The sequence below is a fragment of the Lacinutrix sp. YIN62 genome (assembly GCF_057219185.1).
Genome location: NZ_JBXVVH010000026.1, coordinates 1 through 25,328, shown reverse-complemented (window position 1 = coordinate 25,328; position 25,328 = coordinate 1). Strand labels below are relative to the sequence as shown.

General features: G+C 32.2%; 25 protein-coding genes, 1 tRNA gene and 1 pseudogene. 13 read left to right on the top strand and 14 right to left on the bottom strand.

The window, feature by feature from the left end; genetic code table 11:
• Positions 1-30: 30 nt before the first annotated feature.
• The 9 genes from AC2D8I_RS14505 to AC2D8I_RS14465 all read right to left on the bottom strand — a co-directional run bounded on the left by AC2D8I_RS14505 (position 31) and on the right by AC2D8I_RS14465 (position 7,720).
• On the bottom strand, positions 31-516 hold the full coding sequence (locus tag AC2D8I_RS14505) for an ABC transporter ATPase (protein ID WP_484706747.1): 486 nt from the start codon (positions 514-516) through the stop codon (positions 31-33).
• Positions 517-562: 46 nt separating this feature from the next.
• Entirely contained in the window at positions 563-2,053 is a 1,491-nt protein-coding gene (locus AC2D8I_RS14500) for a PH domain-containing protein (protein WP_484706746.1), read from the bottom strand.
• Positions 2,046-2,555, bottom strand: coding sequence for a PH domain-containing protein (locus tag AC2D8I_RS14495; protein WP_484706744.1), 510 nt, complete (start codon positions 2,553-2,555; stop codon positions 2,046-2,048). Before AC2D8I_RS14495 ends, AC2D8I_RS14500 begins: the two co-directional genes overlap by 8 nt.
• Positions 2,556-2,632: 77 nt before the next feature.
• Positions 2,633-3,424 (bottom strand): (Fe-S)-binding protein, encoded by a 792-nt coding sequence (locus tag AC2D8I_RS14490; RefSeq protein ID WP_484706743.1) that lies wholly within the window; start codon positions 3,422-3,424, stop codon positions 2,633-2,635.
• A 51-nt stretch (positions 3,425-3,475) separates the two neighbouring features.
• Complete coding sequence (locus AC2D8I_RS14485; protein WP_484706742.1) at positions 3,476-3,916, bottom strand: LNS2 domain-containing protein; 441 nt, start codon at positions 3,914-3,916, stop codon at positions 3,476-3,478.
• Complete coding sequence (locus AC2D8I_RS14480; protein ID WP_484706740.1) at positions 3,913-4,272, bottom strand: hypothetical protein; 360 nt, start codon at positions 4,270-4,272, stop codon at positions 3,913-3,915. Before AC2D8I_RS14480 ends, AC2D8I_RS14485 begins: the two co-directional genes overlap by 4 nt.
• A 53-nt stretch (positions 4,273-4,325) precedes the next feature.
• On the bottom strand, positions 4,326-5,639 hold the full coding sequence (locus AC2D8I_RS14475) for a 4Fe-4S dicluster domain-containing protein (RefSeq protein ID WP_484706739.1): 1,314 nt from the start codon (positions 5,637-5,639) through the stop codon (positions 4,326-4,328).
• A gap of 15 nt (positions 5,640-5,654) precedes the next feature.
• Positions 5,655-6,602 carry an MlaD family protein gene (locus tag AC2D8I_RS14470; RefSeq protein WP_484706738.1) on the bottom strand — a complete coding sequence of 316 codons (948 nt, stop codon included), beginning with the start codon at positions 6,600-6,602 and terminating at the stop codon, positions 5,655-5,657.
• Positions 6,603-6,658: 56 nt separating this feature from the next.
• Positions 6,659-7,720: an N-acetylmuramoyl-L-alanine amidase family protein gene (locus AC2D8I_RS14465; RefSeq protein ID WP_484706737.1), complete on the bottom strand. Its 1,062-nt coding sequence runs from the start codon at positions 7,718-7,720 to the stop codon at positions 6,659-6,661.
• A gap of 134 nt (positions 7,721-7,854) precedes the next feature.
• Between AC2D8I_RS14465 and AC2D8I_RS14460 the strand changes: the two genes are divergently transcribed.
• Both AC2D8I_RS14460 and AC2D8I_RS14455 read left to right on the top strand, forming a co-directional pair.
• Positions 7,855-10,623, top strand: coding sequence for a putative LPS assembly protein LptD (locus tag AC2D8I_RS14460; RefSeq protein WP_484706736.1), 2,769 nt, complete (start codon positions 7,855-7,857; stop codon positions 10,621-10,623).
• Positions 10,624-10,666: 43 nt separating this feature from the next.
• Positions 10,667-11,047, top strand: a complete 381-nt coding sequence (locus tag AC2D8I_RS14455; protein WP_484706735.1) for a RidA family protein — start codon at positions 10,667-10,669, stop codon at positions 11,045-11,047.
• Between the two features lie 179 nt (positions 11,048-11,226).
• Here AC2D8I_RS14455 and AC2D8I_RS14450 read toward each other — a convergent pair whose 3' ends face one another.
• From AC2D8I_RS14450 to AC2D8I_RS14440, 3 genes are all read right to left on the bottom strand, one after another.
• Positions 11,227-12,609, bottom strand: a complete 1,383-nt coding sequence (locus tag AC2D8I_RS14450) for an alanine/glycine:cation symporter family protein (protein ID WP_484706734.1) — start codon at positions 12,607-12,609, stop codon at positions 11,227-11,229.
• Between the two features lie 238 nt (positions 12,610-12,847).
• Complete coding sequence (locus AC2D8I_RS14445; RefSeq protein WP_484706733.1) at positions 12,848-14,179, bottom strand: DEAD/DEAH box helicase; 1,332 nt, start codon at positions 14,177-14,179, stop codon at positions 12,848-12,850.
• A gap of 239 nt (positions 14,180-14,418) precedes the next feature.
• Positions 14,419-14,640, bottom strand: a complete 222-nt coding sequence (locus AC2D8I_RS14440) for a hypothetical protein (RefSeq protein ID WP_484706732.1) — start codon at positions 14,638-14,640, stop codon at positions 14,419-14,421.
• Between the two features lie 866 nt (positions 14,641-15,506).
• Here AC2D8I_RS14440 and AC2D8I_RS14435 point away from each other — a divergent pair.
• From AC2D8I_RS14435 to AC2D8I_RS14400, 8 genes are all read left to right on the top strand, one after another.
• Positions 15,507-16,355: a DUF2911 domain-containing protein gene (locus AC2D8I_RS14435; RefSeq protein ID WP_484706731.1), complete on the top strand. Its 849-nt coding sequence runs from the start codon at positions 15,507-15,509 to the stop codon at positions 16,353-16,355.
• Positions 16,356-16,624: 269 nt separating this feature from the next.
• Positions 16,625-17,014, top strand: coding sequence for an acyl-CoA thioesterase (locus AC2D8I_RS14430; protein WP_484706730.1), 390 nt, complete (start codon positions 16,625-16,627; stop codon positions 17,012-17,014).
• A gap of 95 nt (positions 17,015-17,109) precedes the next feature.
• Positions 17,110-17,194: transfer RNA gene (locus AC2D8I_RS14425), tRNA-Ser, on the top strand.
• 860 nt (positions 17,195-18,054) lie between these two features.
• Positions 18,055-18,366 (top strand): hypothetical protein, encoded by a 312-nt coding sequence (locus AC2D8I_RS14420; RefSeq protein ID WP_484706729.1) that lies wholly within the window; start codon positions 18,055-18,057, stop codon positions 18,364-18,366.
• A 284-nt stretch (positions 18,367-18,650) separates the two neighbouring features.
• Positions 18,651-19,154 carry a hypothetical protein gene (locus tag AC2D8I_RS14415; protein ID WP_484706728.1) on the top strand — a complete coding sequence of 168 codons (504 nt, stop codon included), beginning with the start codon at positions 18,651-18,653 and terminating at the stop codon, positions 19,152-19,154.
• Between the two features lie 295 nt (positions 19,155-19,449).
• Complete coding sequence (locus tag AC2D8I_RS14410) at positions 19,450-19,632, top strand: hypothetical protein (protein ID WP_484706727.1); 183 nt, start codon at positions 19,450-19,452, stop codon at positions 19,630-19,632.
• Between the two features lie 488 nt (positions 19,633-20,120).
• The gene (locus AC2D8I_RS14405) at positions 20,121-20,264 is read left to right on the top strand and encodes a hypothetical protein (protein WP_484706726.1); all 144 of its coding nucleotides are present in this window, start codon (positions 20,121-20,123) and stop codon (positions 20,262-20,264) included.
• A gap of 4 nt (positions 20,265-20,268) precedes the next feature.
• A complete protein-coding gene (locus AC2D8I_RS14400; protein ID WP_484706725.1) occupies positions 20,269-20,646 on the top strand; it encodes a hypothetical protein in 378 nt (125 codons plus the stop codon).
• Between the two features lie 73 nt (positions 20,647-20,719).
• Here the strand turns inward: AC2D8I_RS14400 and AC2D8I_RS14395 are convergent, their stop codons facing one another.
• Positions 20,720-22,273 (bottom strand): IS1182 family transposase, encoded by a 1,554-nt coding sequence (locus tag AC2D8I_RS14395; RefSeq protein ID WP_484706724.1) that lies wholly within the window; start codon positions 22,271-22,273, stop codon positions 20,720-20,722.
• A 283-nt stretch (positions 22,274-22,556) separates the two neighbouring features.
• Between AC2D8I_RS14395 and AC2D8I_RS14390 the strand changes: the two genes are divergently transcribed.
• Positions 22,557-23,078: a hypothetical protein gene (locus AC2D8I_RS14390; protein ID WP_484706723.1), complete on the top strand. Its 522-nt coding sequence runs from the start codon at positions 22,557-22,559 to the stop codon at positions 23,076-23,078.
• Positions 23,079-23,176: 98 nt separating this feature from the next.
• On the opposite strand, the pseudogene AC2D8I_RS14385 reads toward AC2D8I_RS14390, so the two are convergent.
• A pseudogene (locus tag AC2D8I_RS14385) lies at positions 23,177-23,524 on the bottom strand (transposase); the annotation flags it as partial.
• Positions 23,525-23,593: 69 nt separating this feature from the next.
• Here AC2D8I_RS14385 and AC2D8I_RS14380 point away from each other — a divergent pair.
• Positions 23,594-23,998, top strand: a complete 405-nt coding sequence (locus AC2D8I_RS14380) for a hypothetical protein (protein WP_484706722.1) — start codon at positions 23,594-23,596, stop codon at positions 23,996-23,998.
• Positions 23,999-24,077: 79 nt separating this feature from the next.
• Positions 24,078-24,644, top strand: coding sequence for a hypothetical protein (locus AC2D8I_RS14375; protein WP_484706721.1), 567 nt, complete (start codon positions 24,078-24,080; stop codon positions 24,642-24,644).
• Positions 24,645-25,328 lie beyond the last annotated feature (684 nt).

Here is a 25,328-nt window from a genome sequence, read left to right as displayed (position 1 = left end):
AGGCTCTCGTTTTTATGTGTAAAAAATAAATTAATTTAAAAAGCGATTATGCCAGCTATCACTAGCAGGGACTTCCCAATTTTCGTTTAACTCTGCAATATTCGTAACTAAATTATTAAAAACGATTGTGTTTTTAGAAACTGCTTTTTGTTTTGCCATGGTTCTAAAATCCGTTAATGTTTTATGAGCAACAAACTCTCCTTGCTTATACGACACATTCATTTTATCCATTAAATCCACATTATAGGCTTTTTCTAAGCCTTGAATAAAATGTACAGATGCATCTATTGAGCATCCTGTAGCAGCTTGTATATCTTGATCTAAAGCAATGATTATAAAGCGTTTGTAACGTATCTCGTATCCCGCATTTAAATCACTCCCGTGCGCTGTCCAATTTGTAATAAAGGTATTTAATTTTGATTTTATTTCGTCAAGTTCTTCTATTGAAAAAGAACGGTTTGCTTGGTAAATCCAAACTTTTGAAGTTTCTGGTAATGTATTAAAGTCTACTAGCATATCTCAAGATTCTATTTTAATTCTATAGTCTTACAAAAGTACTACTTTACATCCAATCTAAGCGCTGAGATTCTATCTTATACAGCAGATAATCTATAATTGACTGTGCGTTTTTATATTTTACAAATGGAATGGTTACTACTTTTGATGCTGTACAAACCTTTATAGAAGCGATCCCTTTTTGCTTTTGAAAAAAACTCTGCACCATACTTATAGATTGTATTTTATGTATTTCTAATAACGTTATTTTTGTTCCAATAAGTCCGCCACTACCTATTGATAAATAATGGTCGTCTAGAGTGTAAAAGGCCTTTTTAAAACGAAACTGTACTGTAATTAACAGGTACGGGATTGCAATTAGATTTACCACCCAAAAGAAATTCCCAAAAAGTTTGTATGCTATAGTATTAGCAATAAGAAGGAAAGGGATGTGGTATAACAGTACTATTTTTTTATAGTAGCGTTCTGGTTTAAGCTTAATTAATTGTTGTTTATAATTTTTAAAAAGACGTTGTACCAGATAATCACTTTCATTTTTACTCAAACCAACGATTGAAAAGTGCTTGCGTTGTTTTTTAGCAACCATAGCTTGTTTAAAACTCATAGTATGCAATCCAAAATAACGCTTAAATCGATTCGTTGTAATCTCTATATTTTGAATTCGTGACGGTGTAAGGTTTAATGATACTTTATTAAATACCCCTTTTGTTATTTCAATGGTCTTATTTCTATCTATAACTTGCAAGTTATAATTGAGTAAAAACGTTTTAATTAACGATAATAAGAACGTAATAACTATTAATATAATAACAACAACAGAATTAAATAATATCGCTTTATAAAAACTTAGCTCGTCCATTTTCAACCAGTTATCAAAATAATCTTGCCAATTCAACCGTTTTATAAAGTCCTTAAAATTAGCATATAATCCCCCTATAAAAGCGAGGATAATAAAAAAGCTTTTTATATGGTTTTGACTAATACCTTCAAGTAAGAGCTTTTTAGGGGAGGCTTTATAAAATACAGCGGCTTGATCTGTCGTCGGTTTAGTTACCTCTTGCGTGCTTACAAACAAAGCCTTTTTTAAACGTTCTGCATGTTCCCGCTTTAAAGCAGAAATTTCGATTTCTGTACTATTATCACCAGCTGTTTCGACATTAACCTGAACAACATTTATTAATTGCTGCAATGCGTTTTGTTTGATATAAACGTTTTGAATTTTTGACTTAGGAATTGTAAGACTCTCCTTTTTTAATATTCCTGTTGCTAAATGAAAATCGTCTCCTGAGACATAAAAAGTAAAATTTAAATAGCTTAAAAATGCTTTTATAAGTAAAAACACTCCTATACCTATAAGTATTAGTATTACATAAGAGGTACTAATACCAAAGACACTTCCTTTTTTAAATACACTAAACGCGAGCACAAGAAATAAGGTCGCGCTTTTTGTTATAAATTTGTAGGAAGTAAATGCAAAAATAACGAATACTCCTTTTGCAGATTGCCGACTCGGACTATTAAGATCGAAATCACTCATGCAACCTACTTGTTATACGGTCTTTTATTTTTTGAGCATCACCAAACGGCATCCCTTTAATAGACAAATCATCTCCAGCATCGCCTGCAGAATAAATGTTGAGCGTTGCCAAATTAAATTTTCTAGCCATAAAAGATCTTGAGATCTCTACATGTTGAATTCTAATAAAAGGAACGGTTGTTACACTATTAACGATAAGTCCTTTGGTATAAATAATATCCTGCTCCCGTAGCGCGTACCCCCGCTTTGCAAAGCCTAATACAGTGATAATAAGACTTAGTATTAAAAAAAACAAGAGACTAAAAATAAGGGGCCAAAAATAATGCATAACAAAACTATTGTCCGACATTAATTTTACCATAAACACCCCTATGCAAACGAATATCCCTATTATTATTTTATTAAAAATTAAAATAGTCAAATAAATCTTTGCGATAGGTTTATAAACAACCGAGACTTGTGAAGGCAGGGCGTCTACATTTATTTGTTCATTAGTAAACATATGTTATCTTCTCTACTTTATAGGCCTTCCTTTATAATTAAACATTTAGAATACTTAACAAATTTCAAGTGGTTTTTTTATAAATCTTGCGCATTAGCTATTAATTCCGCTATGTCCATAACAGCAACGTCAGCTTCTTTTTCTTTACTTTTTACTCCATCGGTTATCATTGTATTACAAAAAGGACAGCCTGCAGCTATAATTTGGGGTTTGGTTTCTAACGCTTGCTCTGTTCGCTCAACGTTAATATCTTTACTTCCTTGCTCTGGTTCTTTAAACATTTGAGCCCCTCCTGCTCCACAGCACAACCCACGAGATTTACAGCTTTTCATCTCGACCAATTCTGCATCTAATTTTCTTATTAAATCTCTTGGTGCTTCGTAAACGTTATTTGCACGCCCTAAATAACACGGATCATGAAAAGTGATTCGTTTTCCTTTAAATTGCCCACCTTCTACAGTTAAACGTCCTTCATTTAATAAATCTTTTAAAAATTGGGTATGATGCACCACTTCGTAGCTACCACCTAATCCTGGGTATTCATTTTTAAGCGTATTAAAGCAATGGGGACAAGCCGTTACAATTTTTTTAATTTCGTAAGCATTCATTACCTCTATATTAGTAACCGCTTGCATTTGAAATAAAAATTCATTTCCAGAACGTTTTGCTGGATCTCCTGTACAACTTTCTTCTGTTCCTAAAACAGCAAATTCTACATTAGCTTTATTAAGTAGTTTAACAAAAGCTTTTGTTATTTTTTTTGCTCTATCATCAAAACTGCCAGCACAACCTACCCAAAATAAAACTTCAGGTTGTTTGCCTTGGGCCATAAATTCTGCCATTGTAGGCACTTTAAGTTGTTCGCTCATAATATTGAGTTTATCTATTATTAACACACTGTTTTAGGTGTCTATTTTTTATTATTTGGCATCATCAAATACCTGAATGGTTACTTTTTTATCTACTAAATCGGTAAATTGTCCTTTATACCGTGTTGCTTTTACCAGGTGGTTATCTATCCAGTGATAATTACCGCCTCTAGGTTTCCCCATTAACAAACTATGAAACTTAAAACCATGTGTCTTCAACCAATTAGTTGTAACTGCTCTATGGTCTTCTGTTCTAGAGGTAAAAAAGCAGATCATATGCCCTTCATCATACCATTTGTTACACGTTTTTAATGCATCAGGAAATGGCATACAAGTTCCCATACGCTCGGGTTCCTCATTAGGAACATCTTCGGTAATAGTCCCATCTATATCGATTAAGTAGTTTTTCACGCCTTCGGGTAGTACTGGACTAATACGGTCACCTGCTTCTACCTTTTCATGTAACAATTTGTCTGCTTCTTCCCGTTTCATTCCTTCAATTTAGTGTTTTCCTTTTCTGTTATCGCTGCAAAATCTTTTCTTGCGATTCGTATATATAAGGCCAATCTTTTTTTACCATTTATCAATTTATTTTCTGGGCTATATTTTTCAGAATCGGCTCTTCTTACAGCTTCTATTCCAATACTTTCAGATTGTATATCAGAGCAATAATCGCAAAAAACCTTCTTTAATTTGACTTGAACAGCATGACTATTATTATAGGTAATCTCTGTATAAACCTTTATTTGTAAAGAGTCTTTCTTATACGATTGTGCTATTACAAATTGGTATCCCAGACAAAAAAAGACTAAAAAAAGAAAATTATATTTTTTATTGGTCTCATTCATTTGTCTAGCATTACGCTTTATCTATTTTTATTTATCCTTATTCTCCTAAGAATTTATTCATTTTTCCAATTTAACCTATCCATTTGATTATAAGGCCATGGCGCACCATTGTTTTCTATATTGGTCATCATATTATTTAACTCCATAGGAGCCGCTGATTCTTCCATTACCAAATAACGGCGCATTTCCATTATAATATTTAAGGGGTCTATACTTACAGGACAGGCTTCTGTACATGCATTACAAGAGGTACAAGCCCAAAGTTCTTCTTTAGAAATATAGTCATTAAGCAATTGCTTCCCGTCTGCTTTAAATTCTCCTTTGTTTGCATCTATATTTTTCCCTACTTCCTCCAAACGATCTCTCGTATCCATCATTATTTTACGTGGAGATAATTTTTTTCCAGTTTGGTTTGCAGGGCATTCGCTAGTACAGCGACCGCATTCTGTACAGGTATAAGCATTAAGTAAATTCACCCAACTCAAGTCTTGCACATCACTAGCTCCAAACTTAGCAGGTTCTTCTTCATTTTCGTCATTTTCTGGCACTGCGAAAGGATCGGCATTTGGATCCATCATTAGCATGACTTCTTTAGTTACAGATTCATTATTAGCAAATTGCCCTTTCGGGTTTAAATTCCCATAATATGTATTTGGAAAAGCCAAAAGGATGTGTAGGTGCTTTGAGTAATATAGGTAATTTAAAAAAACTAAAATACCTAATATATGTAACCACCATGCTGAGCGTTCTATAATATGCAAACTAGATGCTGATAACCCATCAAACAATGGGGCAATAAACTGACTTATTATGTTTCCTGAATATAACTCCGCATTTTGAAACGTTAAATCTGTTGCATTCATAACTAAAAACAATGTCATTAGCACCATTTCAAAATACAAAATAAAATTACCATCATGCTTTGGCCAGCCTTTCATTTCTGGACTCATAAAACGCTTTAATTTAACAATATTACGTCTTATCCAAAAAACTACCACAGATACAAATACTAATGCTGCTAAAATTTCAAAGCTTGAAATTAAAACCCCGTAAAACGTTCCCATACCAGAAAACAAACGGTGTGTTCCAAACAGTCCATCGATTATAATTTCGAGCACTTCTATGTTTATGATAACGAATCCTACATAAACAATAATATGAAAAAAACCAGCTACAGGACGCTTTACCATTTTACTTTGTCCCAAAGCGATCATAGCCATATTCTTCCAGCGCTGTGACTTATTGTCACTTACTTCTTTATCTTGCCCAAGCTTTATATTTCTCCATAATTTCTTAACATTTCTAGCAAAATAGCCAATGCCAAAAAACAAAGCGATTGCAAAAATTACATTTGGTAAATAATTCATAGTTAATAGGTTAGTTTACTCTCTTTCATCTTCTGGTTTAACATATCCTTTCTTGTCTTTCTTTCCAAATACAGATACGTTTATATAGCGTTTAGGGTTTAGTTTTACGTCTTGTAATAGCTCTTTTAATTGATTTGATGCCACTTCTAAATTATTGTATAATTTATCATCTTTCATTAATTTACCTAAGGAACCTTCGCCTTGCTCTAAGCCTACTAATACACTATTAACACTCCTTAAAGTTTGATCTAGATTGCTTATGGTTTTAGAGAACTCTATCGTTTTTAAATCGTTAGACATCGTCGCCAAATCTTGACTAGTTTTATTAAAATTATTTAAGGTTGCGCTTAATTTCGCTTCATTATTGGACACGATTGCGTTTAAAGAGTAAGATAACGCTTTAAAAGCTCTTAAGGTTTCATTAAGCTCGCCTATCGTGTGCTTTAACCCTTTTTCAGAATCATCTTCTACAATCTCATTAAGATTCATAAAAAGGGAATCTGCCGATTTCAAAGTCATATCTAATCCAGAACTCAATCCTGAAAAATTGCTCGTTAAGTTTTTTACCAATCCAACTTCAACCTCCGAGGCTATAAAATCTCCACTTTTAGCAATATTATTATTACTTGCAGGAATTAGGGCTAATCCATTACCTCCCATAATTCCTAGTTCATATAGCCTAATTTTACTATCCTTAGAAAAAACCAATTGCTCATTCACAGAAAAGGAAACTCTCGTTTTTCCTGTTTTAAAATCATAAAGAATATCTGTTATTTTACCAACAGCATTTCCTTTTATGGTAACTGGTGAAGATGTTGTTAACGCATTATAATCGAATTCTGTATAAAATACATTTGAAGCTTTTAGAAGATTCTTTCCTTTTAGATAACTAAAACCGAAAATAAAAAAGACGATTCCTAATATAACTAATATTGCAGTTTTTACTTCTCTAGATACCTTCAAAGTGTGATTGTGTTTGGTTAAGTAGCAAAAATAAAAATATTTTATTAAGTATTGCGCTAATTAGCCTCTTGTTTTAAAGCTTTTGCTAAACTTATTTGTTTACCATCTTTAAATGCAACTAAATAACTGTCTTTATATCCTTTTTTACTGGCTTCTATTTGTAATTTTTGAGCCTTATTATAGTCTGAAGTATAGCCATAATAATACTTATAAAACGGGCCTGATTTTTCTCTAGAAATCCCTTTTAGTCCCTTAAAATTGTATGGTTTAGGTTCCATTTTAGTAAAACTTGCAGCGACTTGTACCTTAAAGACTATATTGTTAATTATTTTTTCTTCCGAAGCGATTACTTCATTAGCATCCTCTTGGATTTCATAATCAAAATTACCTGTATTATCATCGATACCCGATTTGTACTTTATTATAGCTTTTTGAATTGCACCGGCTAATTCCTGTTGTCCTTTTTTAGAATTTAAATATTTGCCTTCTTTTGTATTGGTAATAAAACCCGCTTCAATAAGCACGCTAGGCATAACCGTTTGGTGTAATACAATAAATCCGGCTTGTTTAACTCCGCGGTTTTTTCTTTTTAATTTTTTAGTAAAATTGTCTTGAATGTTTTTTGCTAATTGTATGCTTTGGTCCAAATACTCTTCCTGCATTAAAGTCAACCCTATAAAAGATTCTGGGGAGTTCGGATTATAGCCTTCATAATTTTTCTTATAATCTTTTTCTAAGAAAATAACTTCATTCTCTGCTTTAGCAACATCAAAATTAGTTTTATTTCGATGGACTCCTAACACATAAGTCTCAGAACCTTGTGCCTGCGAGTTATGCGCATTACAATGAACAGAAACAAACAAATCTGCATTTGCCTTATTCGCTATTTTCCCTCTAACAAACAAGTCTACAAAAACATCCTTTGTTCTTGTGTACACGACTTTTATATCGGGATGTTTAGCCAAAGCCTTTCCAACAGCTAAAACTATTTTTAAAGCAATGTCTTTTTCTTTGTATCCATATTTGGAGGGTTTCCCAGGGTCGTGCCCGCCATGTCCAGCATCTAAGACAACAACAAATTTCTCATTACTGGTCTGTGCTCCTAGCATATTTAACATTAGTATAATAGTAAGCACAGAAAAAATAAATTTTCGATACGTTTGCATAAGTATTCTATCTAAATTTTAAAGTATTTATATTGTTTCTTATTTTTTAATGAATAATAAAATATTCACAAAAAAAATATTTAATTTTGGCAAATCAACAACCGAGCCATACTTTAGCAAAAATACATTTAAAAGCATTGCATACAAATAGATTTCATATACTTTTATTCTTAAGTTTTACAGTGTTTATAAACACTTTCTGCTTTGCGCAGGTCGACGGACAAACTCAAGATGTAGAAATACCATTAGTCGAAGACGAAAAAGCAACAACTAAAGTGTTGCAAGATTCATTAACCATAGATACTGATGAGCTAATATTAAATGAAAAAGTAAATGACTCTACTAAGACCGATACTTTAAAACAAAAAAAGCAATTATTAGAGAATATTGTAACCTATAATGCTACAGACTACACCTCTTTTAATAAGCAACAACAAAAATTATATTTATATAATGAAGCAGAAGTTCTATATGGCGATATGGAAATTACCGCTGGAAGTATTGTTATAGATTATAATAAAACCGAAGTTTATGCTGGTCGTATAAAAGATTCTGCTGGAGTATATTCTCAGCTTCCAGTATTTAAACAAGGGGAATCTGTAGTTAAACCCGATTCTATTCGTTTTAATTATGTGACTAAAAAAGCTAAAATTTGGAATTCTAGAACCGAACAAAATGGAGGTACTATTCTTGCCGAAGTAACAAAAAAAGAAAATGATTCTGTTTATTTTATTAGTGATGGCCAATTTACAACATCTAAAAACTTAGAGGATCCTGAATACTATTTTTTACTACGACGCGCTAAAGTTGTCCCTGGAAAAAAAGTAGTTACAGGCTTAACCAATTTATTTATTTATGGTGTTCCCACACCTATTGGTTTACCCTTTGCTTATTTTCCTTTGAGTACAAAGCAAACTGCAGGTGTTATTTTTCCAAGCTTTGGAGAACAAAACGACCGTGGGTATTTTATACAAAATGGCGGGTATTATTTTCCTATAAGTGATTATATGGATTTAACGCTATTAGGGGATTATTACACCAATGGAAGTTACGGTATTCGCATTGAAAGCAAGTATGCTAAACGTTATAAGTTTAATGGTAATTTTGCCTTTCGCTATGAAAACCTTATTAATAGCGAGCGTGGATTTCCTGATTACTCTAAAAGCACCATTTATAACTTAAGGTGGTCTCATAATCAAGATGCTAAAGCGAGCCCCAATTCGCGTTTTTCAGCTTCTGTAAACTTAGGGAGTAGTAACTATTACCAACAATCGAATAACCAAGTTAATGCCCCAAGTTTTTTAAATAATACCTTATCTTCTTCTGTTTCATATTCCAAAACTTTTCAAGGAGAGCCTCAAGTAAATATGAGTTTATCGGCCACGCATTCTCAAAATACACAAACCGAATCTATTAACTTAACTTTACCTACACTACAAGGAAGTGTTGGTAGAATTTACCCTTTTGCGCCCAAAGTTGGCGCTAAAAAAGGAATTGTTCAAAACATAAACATACAATACTCGGTACGTGGAGAGAACAGAATAGAAACCACAGATTCCTTATTCTTTAAAAAAGAAATGTTTGATGATGCAAAAATAGGAATGCGTCACTCTATTCCGCTTTCTACAAATTTTAAAGTACTACAATATTTTAGTTTAAGTAGTAGTGTTAATTTTGAGGAAACATGGGCTTTAAATACCATAAATCGTTTTTACGATGAAACGAGTGACCTTGTTGTTACAGAAGATCTTACTGGCTTTGCAGCCTATAGAACATATAACTTTAGTACAAGTTTAGGAACCACAATATATGGGCTATTCAACTTTGAGAAAAAAGGAGAAGATAAAAAATTAAAAGCCATACGCCATGTTGTGCGCCCTTCTTTAAGTTATAATATAAACCCTGCTTTTGATAAATATTACGATACTTACGAAGAAACAGATATTAATGGCGACCCTGTTGAACGTGAATTTTCACGCTTTGAAGGTAGCTTATATGGAGCTCCAAACAAAACATACTCTAGCTCTATAGGGATTTCGCTTTCTAACAATTTTGAAGCAAAAGTAAGAGATAGAGATAGCACAAAAACTGAAGCTAAGAAAATTGTACTTCTAAATAACTTAAACTTTTCTACCAGTTACAATTTGGCTGGCGATTCTTTACGCTGGAGCCCTGTTAGAATGACTGGTGGTACACAGCTGTTCGATAATAAAATGGATATTAATTTTGGTGCAACTTTAGATCCTTACGCATTAGACAACAACAATCAAAGAATAGAAGAGTTTAACATAAATAATGGCGGTAGCTTATTTCGAATGACTAGTGCAAACCTAACTTTAGGCTATAGTATAAAAGGAGGCGGTCGTAAAGATGATGAAATAACCAGTAGCAGTAGTAGAGAAGAAACATTGCAAAGTGGCGGAAGAGATGATGATTTATTTGGTCGCTCAGAAGATTATTCCGACCAACGTTTTGATGATGAAGAGGATGAAAATAAAGTGCCCAGTGATTTTTATAATTACAAAATTCCTTGGAATTTACGTATGGCTTATGCTGTAAATTATTCTAATTCTGCAAGGCAAAAAGAAATTTCTTCGCATTCCTTAATGTTTTCAGGAGACATTGATATATCGCCTCGCTGGTCTATAGGCGGTTCTTCTGGTTATGATTTTAAAAATCATGGGGTTACTTATACTCAATTGCGTTTTTCAAGAGATTTATTAAGTTGGAAAATGAACTTTAGCTGGTATCCTTTTAACGATACGGGCTCATGGAATTTCTTTATAGGAATTAAATCTAGTGTACTAAAAGATATTAAATACGAAAAACGCAGGCGACCAGATCAACGTTTATAATATTTAATCTTATTTAAAAAACAATATATTTATTAAAGCTATTATGAAAAAAATTATCGCAACAACAAAAGCGCCTGCTCCTATTGGGCCATATAATCAAGCCGTTTTAAGTGGAAACACGTTATATACTTCTGGGCAGATAGCTTTACATCCAGAAACAGGTGCTCTTATTTTAGGCTCTATTACTAAAGAAACAAAACAAGTTATGGAGAATATGAAAGCAGTTTTAGAAGCTGCAGAGATGTCGTTTGAAAATGTAGTGAAAACTTCAATTTTTATTAGTGATATGAATAATTTTAGCGAAATAAACAGTGTGTATGCTACTTATTTTGATGAAAATACGGCGCCTGCACGCGAAACTGTTGAAGTAGCTAATTTGCCTAAGTTTGTAAACGTTGAAATTAGTATGATTGCTGTGAAGTAATTATAACAACCAAGCCATAAGTCGGTATTAAAAAAAGTTAGCCTCTTCAATATTTAAAAATAATGATGAGTCGTAAGTACGACTAGTAATAGTTTTCTTTTTTGATTTATTATGAACTTAAAAAAGAGGATCATTTTATTAAGAAACAAATAGTACTTTATAAATAGAAAAGTCACATTTTAATGTGGCTTTTTTATTTTTAATCTTTCAAAGTAGTCATTAGCTTCTTTTAAAACTTTTGGAGCCAATACTATTGTTGTAAACATTGTAGGTATGGCCATAAGCGCAAAAAAACCATCAATCAAATTAATCATCATATCCAAAGAAGTAGTTGCGCCTAAAATAATACTCAAAATATAAAGATAATTATAGTAGTGTTTTTTATCTGCTCCAAGTAAAAACGACATACATTTTGTCCCATAATAAGAAAACGAAAATAATGAGGATACGCTAAAAACAATGATACAAACTAATAATAAGTACTTCCCTATTCCTGGCATTGCAGTACCAAAAGCTGTTGCTGTTAAAGACACCCCGTTGGCAGCACTCGTTTGCCATACGCCTGTTACTAAAATCGCTAAGGCTGTAAGTGTGCAAACAACCAAAGTATCTATTGCAGGCCCTAACATTGCAACCAAGCCTTCTCGCGTAGGCTCTGTTGTTTTTGCAGCTCCATGAGCCATTGGCGCTGTTCCTATTCCTGCCTCGTTAGAAAATGCGCCTCTACGAATACCTAGAAGAATAATTCCGCCAACAATACCGCCCAAAAAGGCATCGCCTTTATAATGATTCGCAAAAAAGGCATCTGTAAAAATAAGTTTAATATATCGCGGAAGCTCCTCTATATGTAATCCCAATATAATAAGAATCAATATAAAATAGAGCCCCACCATTGCAGGCACCAATTTTGAAGCGACCTTACTAATTCTATTTAAACCTCCTAAAATAACAATGGCGGTTATTGTTACTAATATTAAACCAATAATTGTATTTGATGTGTTCCCAACTTTAACACCGTTAGGTTGTAACAATATGCTATTAATTGCTTCTGTGAGTTGATTAACATTAAATACCGGCAAGGCTCCTACTAAACCACAAACACTAAAAAATACAGCTAAAGGTTTCCAATGCTTCCCCAAACCTTCTACTATAAAATACATAGGCCCGCCTTGCAATTCCCCATTACTATCTTTTCCTCTATACATAATAGCCAAAGCAGAAGTGAAAAACTTTGTAGACATACCAATAACAGCACTTACCCACATCCAAAAAACTGCACCTGGCCCTCCTATAGAGATAGCAACTGCAACGCCTGCAATATTACCCATTCCAATTGTTGAAGATAGTGCGGTAGTTAAAGCCTGAAAGTGATTTATTTCTCCTGGGGCTTCTGAATTATCGTATTTCCCTCTAAGTACATCTATTGCATGTCCAAGGTACCTAAATGGTAAAAATTTAGCGCGTATTAGTAAATACAAACCACCACCCACTAGTAAAATTAATAAAGGTAATCCCCATACAAATGATGCAAAGTCTTTTATAAATTGATTCCCTCCTTCCATTGCTATAATTTATGTTATTCCTTTTTATAAATCAAAAAAAAGTGCGCTATACACTTTTTATCAAACAATGTAAGTAACATAAAATTTATAACAATATCTATTATTTAACCTTTCTTTGACACTAATAATCTTCAACTGTTAATTTTAAAACTTAAACTACAGATAAGCTTGTTTATCTAATCCTATTATTGTGATTATTACTATTATATCATCACAAAAACATCATGATTAACACCTCTTATTTTTTAGATTTATTTTTAGCAGGATGTGTTCGGTCTGCTTGCTGATTCATATAATTTGCAAGCATTTTCTCAATAAGTTCATCTTTCGTTAAATGATGAAATATCGTTTTAATATTATTTTTAAATTCTGGAGAAAGGTTATGATTTGGCTTCGTTTTAAAAATCTGTCTTGCCCATAGCACGCCATTATTCTCTTCTATGCTTTGCGCATTAGGTTTTTTATAGGCTTTAAATTGAATTCCTAACTCCTCTTCAAATTCAGGGATTTCAAAAGCTTCATCGGGCTGTATTACTGTTAAAGCTAGCCCCTTTGCTCCTGCTCTAGCTGTTCTTCCACTTCTATGTACATACGATTCATAAACATCTGGCAAGTGATAATTAACAACAAAAGCAACCGCCTTTACATCGATACCTCTAGCGGCTAAATCTGTAGAGACTAATATATTAATATATCCTGCTCTAAATTGCTCCATTATACGATCACGAATACCTTGACTTAAACTTCCGTGTAGCGCTCCTGATGAAAATTTATTAATCGCTAAGTTTTTTGCTAATTTATTAACTGCCGCTTTAGTTTTACAGAAAATAATTCCGCGTTGGCCTTCCTTTGCATTCAAAAAATGCATCAAAACATTTAATTTCTCTATTGGTTCTACTATAACATATTGATGGTCTATACCTTTGTGGCCTACAACTTCCATATCTGCACTAACTTGGGTTACCTGCTTAGACATATAGTTTTGCACCAACTGTTTTACGGTTCCTGGTAAGGTTGCCGAAAATAAAATAGTCCGTCTTTGTTTAGGCAGTTCAGAAACGATAAGGTCTAAATCCTTTTTTAAAACGTTTATCATCTCATCGACTTCATCTAAGACCAAATACTTAGCTTCTTTTATGTTAACTGCTCCTCGTTTAATCAAATCAATTAATCGTCCAGGAGTTGCTACAATAATATGTGTCGTTTGAGCTAAACGTTCTATTTGTGGTTTTATAGGAATCCCTCCGCAAACACTAGCGATAGATAATTCGGGTAAATATTTAGCAAAAGCGTTTAGGTTCTCGAAAGTTTGATGCCCTAATTCTCGTGTTGGCACTAATATAACACCTTGAACATTACTTTTATTAATATCTATTAATTGCAATAAAGGCAAGCCAAAGGCCGCTGTTTTTCCTGTGCCTGTTTTTGCAATCCCAACAAAATCATCCGGTTTGGAAACTAAAACAGGGATCGCTTTTTCTTGAATTTCTGTAGGGTTAACAATTTTAAGAGCAATCAATGCTTTTAATATGGGATCTGAAAGCCCTAATTCTGAAAAGGATTTTGACATAATACTATTTTTCGCAAAGGTAATATTCTTTAAAAACTAATGTTGTTATTTTCTATTTGAATTTACAACAAACTTATTTTATAAATCTTATATTAAATACAACAAAAAAAGCTGCCAAATTGACAACTTTTTAAAGTTTACTTACAATAAGTATACTGTATACTTGACATATAAAGTGCTCTATTTACTAATATATAATCTTGGTAAATGCTATGACCTTATACTCTAAGCATTTATTTTTACTCCGTTGGACGCCCCTTAAGACGCTTTTCTATTTTTTGTTTAATAAGCGTAAGGCGCTTCATAACATCCATTAACTCAGGATCTTTATTTTCCTTATAAATTTCATTTAAGCCAAGAATAAGTTCTTTAGCTTCCCTAGATGCTACAATACGTTCGTTTGTAGTTTTAAAAGAAGTTCCTGCTTGTTCAAATTCCAATGCTCTTTTTAACATATCCATTTTTAATCTTTTAATTAATTCTCTAATCCAGTTATTTTAAGCATTTTGAATTAAAACCTAATACTATTTAAAAAATATTATATCAAGAGATTAAACACTTCTTCATACAATATTTTTTAAATAAAACCGTTACAATTCACTTGCTTTATTATACATAATCTACTATGATTATGTGTGTTTTTGATTTAACTTCAATGAACCAATAACCTTGCCATAAGAAAAATGTGACATTTAGGGGTTTACCTATCGTGTGTATTTTAGGGATTGGCACTGTTATGGTAATACGTGGCCTATTTTTCAAAACGCTTGGTTGTAATGGTACTTAATTTTTCAAATAAAGTAATTTTTGATTTATTAATTAGAATTAATTCTATAAATATTTCTTAAATCACTTCTTTTACAACTCTTTTTTGATCCTTCAATTTAAGTTTTAAATTAAAAACATCAAACAAATATTATTAAATATACATAATATTCTCTCATTTTTAGTATCATTATAAATTATAACACTATAAATACTATAAATACTTAGTAACATTTAAATCTAAATTTATAAAACATATCTTAATAAAACAATAATTGCAAGCATAAAAATAATTGTGCTTTTTATAATTCAAAATAAATAATTCTCTATTTTATAATACTATTACTTTCTATGTTTTTTGTAATTAGTTTTAATCCTCTATTGTTAATTCATAAAAAAAAGCTTAGTCCAAAATACTCAATACATTAGTAATAAATTTTATCCTGTCTTATACATTTAAGTAAATCTTTAATTATGTATTTTAAGGTTTCATTAACAATCAAAGGATTTACTTATATGTAAATTTACACTTATAAATCAAACACTAATTATATAAATTATTATGAAAAAACTACTAATGATGGCTTTAGTTTTTACTGTATCTTTTTCGGTGAATGCTCAAGTAAAAACACCGCAACCCAGTCCTTTTAGTAAAGTAGAACAAAAGGTTGGTTTGACTGACGTTACTCTAGAATATTCAAGACCAGGAATGAGAGGTCGTACTATTTTTGGAGATTTAGTTCCTTATGATAAACTTTGGAGGACTGGAGCTAATGCAAATACAAAAATTACCTTTAGCGACGATGTTATAATAGAAGGGCAAACCTTAAAAGCAGGGTCCTACGCTATTTTCACAACTCCAACTAAAAAATCTTGGGAAGTTGTTTTTTATTCAGATACTGAAAACTGGGGAACGCCTCAAAATTGGGATGACAATAAAATCGTTGCAAAAGTTAATACGAAAACATATGAAATGCCAATGAAAATAGAAACGTTTACAATGACATTTGATGATATTACGAACAACTCTGCAGTATTAGGAATACTTTGGGAAAACACTTACGTTGGTGTTAAATTTGAAGTTCCTACAGATGCCTCAGTTACACAATCGATAGAGAAGATTATGGCTGGTCCAGGTGCTGGTGACTACTTTGCTGCTGCAAGATATTACTTAGAAGAAGGAAAAGACATTAACAAAGCTGTAACTTGGATAGACAAGGCTATTGATATGACTAAAGACAATCCTCGTTTTTGGTATTTACGTCAACAAGCTTTAATTCATGCAAAAGCTGGAAAAAAGAAAACAGCTATAGCAGCTGCAAAAGCCTCTTTAGCTGGTGCAGAAAAGGCTGGAAATGCTGATTATGTAAGAATGAATAAAGTATCTCTTAAAGAATGGGGGGCACTGTAATTTTTAGAACATAAACAACTCGTTTACAGTTAAATAAAAACTGCAACTTATTAATAATAAGTAATAATTAAAACTGAACATTGAATTTAATGTTCAGTTTTTTTTTGCTATGGGTTATATCTTATAATAAAAATAGCTATTTAAAGCCCCCTTTTACGCCTGTTAATCGTCTTAATGATTATGTGCCTAAGTATACTTTCCGTTCTAAAACACGATCTTTACCTCAAAAAATTAGACTTTAAACCCCTATAATAAATTACAAAACCATTATGAAACTAACAGAAGAACTTATTAACGCCTCTGAAACCAGAATATTTAAGGCTATTTTCCCAAATACAACAAATCATTACAATACACTTTTTGGAGGCACAGCATTACATATGATGGATGAAGCTTCATTTATATGTGCCACCAGATTCAGCAGAAAAAAAGTTGTGACCATATCTACAGATAAAATTGACTTCACAAAACCTATTCCTGAAGGTACAATTGTAGAATTAGTAGCACGAATAAGCAAAATTGGAAAAACAAGCTGTATTGTAAAAGTAGATATTTATATGGAGAAAATGTATAGTAAATCTAGGGAACTATCTGTTACTGGGTTCTTTACATTCGTTGCTGTAAACGATCAAATGCAACCGATTCCCATCTTAGATTAAAAAAAATAAAAAAAAACATTTTTTTCTTTTTTTTAATCTAAAAAGCGTCTTATATTTGCACCCGCAATCAGGTAATAACTTGATGAGACACTCAAGGAGAAATGGCAGAGTGGTCGAATGCGGCAGTCTTGAAAACTGTTGAGGGTCACACCTCCGGGGGTTCGAATCCCTCTTTCTCCGCAGACTTTTAAAGCCCCTGTTTTTACAGGGGTTTTTTAATTTAATGTTGTTAAAAAAATACACACATTGATACTTCTCTAATCATTTTAATTAAAAATGATTAATTCATAAAGTCCAAATTATATATATTCCATCTAGAGCTTAATACAACTGATATAAACGTTTATAAACGACTACAAATGTTTATTTACGGCTATTAAAATATGTTTTCTTAGGGGGAACCTCAATCGTAATGCCTAGCACGGCTTAATAATCTCCTTTTGGCTATCATTATATGTGTTAAAATAAACTATATTGCATAAGAAATATAAGTGCAAGTGAGTTGCACTTATACAATAGTTGTGAGCAATAGTTCTGTACGGGTAGACCATTTTTTTAAGAGGAGTACGCAGGAAAAGGGTTGTTTTACTTTAAAAAAGGCAATACGATTAGAGCCTTTGATAAAAGGATATGCTCAAGTACTTTTCGCTGATATCGTGGAGAGTTACACTATCCAAACGTTAGCACGTTACAGAGTACTTGATCAAGATCGTGAAAATTTTTGACAAAGTCAAATTTTAAGCGCTATTGATTAAAGCCTTTTTAAAAGTAAAGTAGTGTTTAGTCCCTTCATCCACGGATTATACATGGCTATGTATAGTCCATAGACTTGGGGAAGCTCTAAAAAAAATGGAGCACTTAAATTGTTGCCGTAGCAGAACCACTGTCCCTTTATTTTTTTAAACCTAATTAAAAAACATAAAGCTAACAACATAGTATATGTGTCATTTGGAAAATAGTTTATCTTCGCTTTCGCTACGTAAACGATTATAACCAAACAACACATATACTTAAACGTTACCTGCAAGCTAAAAAAACCGATGAACATTCCAAAAACATCAGATGATTTTCAAAATGAATTTTATTCGTCTATTGACTTAATCGATAAAATTGGAGATTTAAGAATTCAACAATTTATGGACAGACTGAATAAAGTTTCTGATAAAATAATAGTAGACGGAATTGTTAAAGTGTTTAAATATGAAGAGAGACCTGAAACGGAGTATATTGACCAAAAATACGCTGGGAAAATATTAGAGAAGCTAAAACCGAAATCTGATTTAGATTTACTTGTTGTTTTAGAATCAACAATTGGAAATTGGAATAAAAGCGTTGAGGAATTCCCTTTTTGAATAAAAGAAAACTACGGAATTGAATCTGTAAAAAATAAATTAACTGAATTTGAAACTCAAAATCTGACCGAAATAGAATCGGACAAATTGAAAACGATAAAATGGTGGTTAAAAATCTAAATCGGAATAAAAGACAGCAGGTAACAAAATGTAAAAATAATTGCTTGGTTCTAGCCTACTCGGAAAATCCGCAGGATTTTCCTCTGGTTCGTTCCATTTTTGTTAAATTAGTAGCTTAACCACGCAACTATCCTTACACAAAACGTTACCTGCAAGCTCAAAAAATGAGAAAACTATATCTAATCATATTATTACTAATAGCAGAATTGAGTATTGCTCAATCTGTGGACTTTGATTTAATAAAATATAATGGACTGAATTTCCGTTCTACTAAGTCGGAAATAATTAAAAAATTAGGCGAACCGAAAAAGACATATGACCCAAACTATGAATGTGGATTTTTATCAACGGATTCTCAAGATGGTGAATATTTGACACTTGATTATGGTAAAATAAAATTCACTGGAAACGAAAAAGAACTGTATGTTTTGGAGCAAGTTGATTTAGAAAATGACAGTTCAATTATAATAAAATATGGAAATGAAAACCTGAACTGTAAAACTGACTTGACAAAATTGATTGAAATATTTGGAGATGGATTGGCTAAGCATTTTGAAAATGAATTGGACGGAGCGGTAGTCATTTTCAACGAAAAAGCTGATGACGGAATACGTTTAAGTATAAAAAACGGAAAACTCATCCAATTCAAATATTGGTCACCCTGTTAAAAAAGCCAGCAGGTAACAATGGCTATAATTAATACGGGGTTTGGAGCTTAACCCAAAGTTTAGAGCTTTTAACCAAGTCCGCCAAATCTTTTGATTTGGCTTTAGAATAGAAAAAGATAAAACAAAATAAAAAGTTTTGGCTAAGTGCTTAACCGAAAGTTAAGTGCTTTTAATTCCCGCACTAACCATAGCCGGAACGTTGCCATTCATTGGCGAAATGAACTCTGAAAGGAAATAAAATTTATATTTTTGTAACATTTAATTGAAAAAAGACTCTAATAAAAAAACTAACATTATGAAAACTAAAGAAAGTGAATTTTTTATTGATAAAATGATTTTAAAATATCAATCGCTATCAAAAAAAGAAAAGTCAATTATTAATTTATGTATAGGAGGATTTTTAATTCTATTTATAATTGGAAAAATATATAATGGCGGAGAAGTTTTTGGTGAATTTTTATATAATATTAGTCATTAAATTGCACAGAACTTAAAGCTTGTTTACCAATTGAAACTTTAATAGAAAACAAAAAAAACGAATTGTGTGCGGAATTTAGCAAGTAGCGGAATTACTCACTCAATCAGAATTGAAAAAGTTTGTGGAATAAAACGCTTACTGAATTTACTCAAACGCTGAAAATCTGAAAATGGAATTTAGCGGAATAAATTGAATTCTGAAAAAACAACGAAATGGCAACACCGTATAAAATTAATTGCTGGTAATAACCTATTTACGAAAGCCCTCGCGCAATTTCTATCTGTGTTTATTTACTAACTTTAGTGCTTAAATCACGCAACTAATCTTATACAAAAACGTTGGCAAACATTAAAATAGACCTACAAAAAATATGTATTAAAGTGGAGTATATTGAATTACTTGGAGTCAATTCTCCTTCGTTTAAATTTAAATTAATCCAGTTTCTCTCATCAATACCTAGTGCATATTCGATGAATGAAATTAAACTATTGATTGAGAAAGTCCTCAATGATGAAAAGATTCGATTTGAATTTAACCTTCCGATTGATAAAGCTAGAGATTTTACGTCTGAACTAATAGAACATGGGTTTTCTATTGGAGATAGTTCAATACATGAAGATGATAACGATTAAAGAGATGAAACAAGAACAAAAAAAATATGTTCGGAATTATTTTGGAATTGCAATATTAGCAAATTTAATTCCGATTCTTGTAATGATAATAAAAATTGGCAAAATTCAAGGAGAGGCTCAATTGGGTTATATAATTTTTGGAGCTTGGAGTATGATTTGTGCCATTGTTTACGGATTTTATTTTGCGATTCCTGAATTTAGCAGAAATTGGGAGAAAATTGTTGGTCTACTATTTCCGACTATTATTTTGAGTTTAGCTCTTTTCGAATTTCCAGTATTCTCAATTCTAATCGGACTAAATTTAATAATGAATGGATTATTCGCTTGGCATCTGAAAAAGAAAACGTTTGCCAACAAAGGTAATCGTTGCACAAGCCTCTAAAAACATTCAAAAGCTCCTTTTATAGGAGCTTTTACTTTGTTAAAACCAATACTATTTAAATTTAGGATGCCTATTATATTCGTTCTAACAGCTTTATTTGGGGACTAAACAAGCGTTTTACAAGGCAAAATAAATACCCCATGGCTTTGGCATCCATTTTCACATTTTTTACAATGAATTTTAAATATTTCTTCAAGTTGTAGGCAATTGCAGACAGATGCATGACTTTGTTTGCTTGTTGCATTCCTATAGTGTTGATTTTCCGAAGTCCCATAAACTGTGTGAGGGTCCCAAAAACGGGTTCTACCGTACTTTGCCGTTTGGATTTTAGATGCCTCCCTTTTGTACTATTTACTCGTTTGTTGTTACGTTCGTATTCTTCTCGGTAATAGGTCACAGAAAATGTTTTCTCTTTTGCACTTTTTCCTAAACACGCTTTGGCTATGGGACATCCTTTGCATTGCATACTTGAACCTCTGTACGCTTTCTTTTTGGTTTTGGTACGGGAATCCAAAAACACCTTTTTAAAGGGAATGATAGTTCCTTGTGGACACAGGTAATGATCCTCTTCTTTTTTGTAAACAAATCCCTCTGGACCGCCTTTATAAGTGCCATGAGGGGGAATATAACTTTCCAAACCTATTGCTTCTAAAAATGCATAATTTTCGCCACTGCTATAGCCCGTATCAGCAACACAGTTCCGCCAAAGTAACCCTTGCTTGTGCAGTTTAGTTTTTAAGCGTTTGGTGATGTCCTGTAAATATTGATTGTCCTTTTTATCGGCATGGTATGCTCTTATATCTGTAATTACATGATGCGCCGTATCTACACTAAGCTGGCTCATATAATTTAACTTTCTCGCTTTTCCTGGTTTTACACTTATACGTGCATCTGGATCGGTGGGACTGTAATGGGTTTTATTGGAGGTGTATCTACTTCCTTTATTTCCAGCGTCAGGACGCTGATCTTGCTCTGCTGCCCACTTCTTATTTCTGCTTTTTAGGGCTTGTAATTCTTTTGCATTGGCGGTGATGCTTTGCTGGTCTTTTGAAGCTTTATTGTTTTGAGCTTTACGGATTATAGTTTCCTTATCGCGACTACTTATGTGACGTATTTTTCTCAAATGAGCATCCAAATCTTCTTTAGGAACTTTTAGCTCTAAAGTATCCATAGAAGCATTCGCCTTTACAGGAGCTGAGTCAATGGTTTGAGTATGGCCACTTACCATCTCTTTTTCAACGCACATACTCAATACCTTTGTAAAAACGTCTTCAAAAATATGTTCAGGAAATAATTGACGCGTGCGACTAATGGTAGAATGCCAAGGCAAAGCTTCATCAATATCATAGCCCAGAAAATACAGTATATCTAAGCGCATACTGCAATGTTGTATCAATTTACGGTCGCTTATTAAATTTTCTAAATACCCCACCAAACACAGTTTAAAGAACACAACAGGATCAATACTTTTCTGACCACTCTCGCCATAAAAAGGCTGGGTTGATGCATATAAAAAATCTAAATGTAATACCGCTTTTAACTTGCGGTAAAAGTTGTGTTTCGGAACGCGTTCGCTCAATTGAAAATGAGAAAATAATTTTTCTTGGTACTTTTTTTTGCCTTGCATAACTAAAGTTAAGAAATAACTAAGCCGCTTTTAAATTCCTTTTCTATCTTTATCAACAAACTTGTGCAACAGGCACAATATATAAACGGCATTAAAACGACCGTTTATACGGGACGTTATGCTACATTAAAACCAACATAACGGTCAAAAACGGACTGACCATCCAAAGTCAAAATAATTTTGATTTGACATTAAAAAACATTAAATTAGAGAACGTTATGAGCGTGTGTTTGAAAATCGATAAGAGTAAAGCAATTCTATTGATAACTTAAAATCAAATATTATGAAATTTTTAAAAAACAAAACATTGGCTTTAATATTGTTAACTATCTCTATAGCCTTCATTGGATGTCAATCCGAAAATGATGAAATTCAAAATGAAACTAACATTGCTAAAAGTAGTAAAATAGAGGATGTTAAGACAATTGACAACCTCTTAATTAATATAAAACCAGATTTGCAATCTAGACTCTCAAAAGCAGACGAATTTGAATATATTACTTTTGAAGTAGTGAAGAATTTTGATAATGGAAAAATATCAATTGAGAATATTCAAAATAAAAAATTCTTTCCTATAGCAGATGAAAGTCATTATCAAAACAAAAAAGATGCTTACCAAGTAGACTGTGATTTACCAGGAGATGATAATGATTGGAGTGACACTTGTGATGGTAAATGGTCGTGTGGAGGCTTGATTTATGATTGTCTTGAAGCTGGCGGTTGTGCAACAATCTGTAATAATGGACGTAACGCTAATGGTGGTAATTTTGGTTCAGTAAAAGTATTATATATTCCAAAAAAATAATAACGTAGTAGAACCACTGTCCCTTTATTTTTTTAAACCTAATTAAAAAACATAAAGCTAACAACAAAGCACTGAGGTAAAAACCAAATAAAACGCAATTAATTACACCTCAAAACATTGCTATATTCATCGTTATAAGGCACCCCATTTTTAACAATAGAAAACGCTTGTTTTAGTAACTTATTACACACTGCTATTAAAGCCAGCTTTTGCCTTTAGCCTCTATTCTATCGAAAAGGGCTTTACATGCCCGGTTATATTTACAGGCATTAAAAGGGCACATAAATAATAAATTTCTAAGTTTTGGGTTCCCCATTTTACTAATTCGCGGGCGCCCTTTTACACGACTTCCACTTTGTCTTATTTATTGGAGTTAATCCAGCATAACTACATAACGCTTTTGAACTTTCAAAACGATGAAAACCATCTGTAAAGACCAATAACAATGAACTACCTCGAGGCAGAGCCATCGAGGTAGTTCATTAGTTCCTGAGAAATTTATTAGAAATGCGTTTATGAAGATCGAACATATTCAGATTGTAGGTGTCATAGGAATTCTGTATTTTTCGACTTTGCTATATTCCTTTTTGGTTATTCTTCCAAGAAAATATGCTATCATAATTTCAGATGATTTCTTAATTGATAATTCAAAGTATGAATCTTTAGGGGAAATTAAATGGACTGATATTTCTGGGATAAAAAGATTCAAGGAAAGAAATATTGAAATCTCTTTAAAAGTGGATTTATACAGTAGCGAAAAAAGAAGTTTGCTCAAGAAATTTCTAACGTTTATGCACAATTGGAATAATAATAATAATAATAATAATAATAACCGAATTCTAATTTCAAGTGCTCTAATAGACAGCAATATTGAAGCTTTTTTTGAGGAAATTAAAAATGCATATAGAACTAATAAATAACACACAACACTATGTAAAAATGCCTTAAAACGCATTTTACACTAACCGTTGTGTGCAATTTGAGAAAACTCTGAACTAAATGAATATTATTCAAGAATTAACAGAAAAATATAGCGGAAAATATTTAGAGGATTTGACTAAAAGTGTAAATAGTCCGATAGGAAAATACACCTTTCAACCGAAAAACGGAATTATAGAAGTTGGCGGAACTAAAATCAGTATAAATCTGAAGGAAGTTGGTGGAGCAATGCCAGTAACTGAACCATTCCGAATTTCTTTGCATTTAGACAAAAAATACGAAACCGAATTGACAATATTCCCAATTGATTCGTGGAATAAACTTTTAAATTTTCTATTTCCGAAAAGACGTGAATTTGTTCCTAAACCGATTTTGAAGCAATTTTGGTTTGGAGGAAATATTGACTTATTAAAACAACTTGCATCTGACAAAGAGTTTTGCGACAAAATAATAGGCGAAAGAATTTATATAGAAACTAGGGTTAAAACAACTGACCGAATTGTATTAACACCTGAATATGGAATTAAGGACATAGAGCAGTTCGAAAAGTTTGTTTCTGCCCTAAAACGAATTGAAAATAAAATAAAAACTACTTACAACAATGGTAATCGTTGCACAAGTCTATAAAAACATAAAAAAATATTCAAAAGCTCCTTTTACAGGGGCTTTTACTTTGTTAAAACCAATACTATTTAAGTTTTAGGATGCCTATTATATTAGTTCTAACAGCTTTATTTGAGGTATAAACAAGCGTTTTACAAGACAAAATAAATGCTTGATTACTTTACAATCTGAGTTATTTTCATTTTATCAAATTTTTCTTGAGCCACTTCCAAAAAAAGAAAGAAAGAAAGAAAGAAAGAAACCAATTCACATTTAAACGTTCAGCTCTAAACGTGTCGTTAAAACGCTCTACACTCTTAAGTTTACAACAGGCTAAACTAAGGTTGTATAATTCTATTCGGTTTAATATCATAAACTGAATAGTTATTTTAGTACGGGGCATGCAGATGCTTAGTTAATGTTTACTTCATAGATACTCCCTATTAAAGCCCTATATAGTTGCGGTTAGTTAACCTTTTTAGCTAAAACCCCATGTTACACACATTTCAATTCACTTCTACGCCACTTCGTAAAAACAGTGTGCCATTACAATACATAAAAAACTTTTAAGAGATTATTTTAAGTAAAATATATTTAATCTTATCCAAATACCCCACCAAACACAGTTTAAAGAACACAACAGGATCAATACTTTTCTGACCGCTATCGCCATAAAAAGGCTGGGTTGATGCATATAAAAAATCTAAA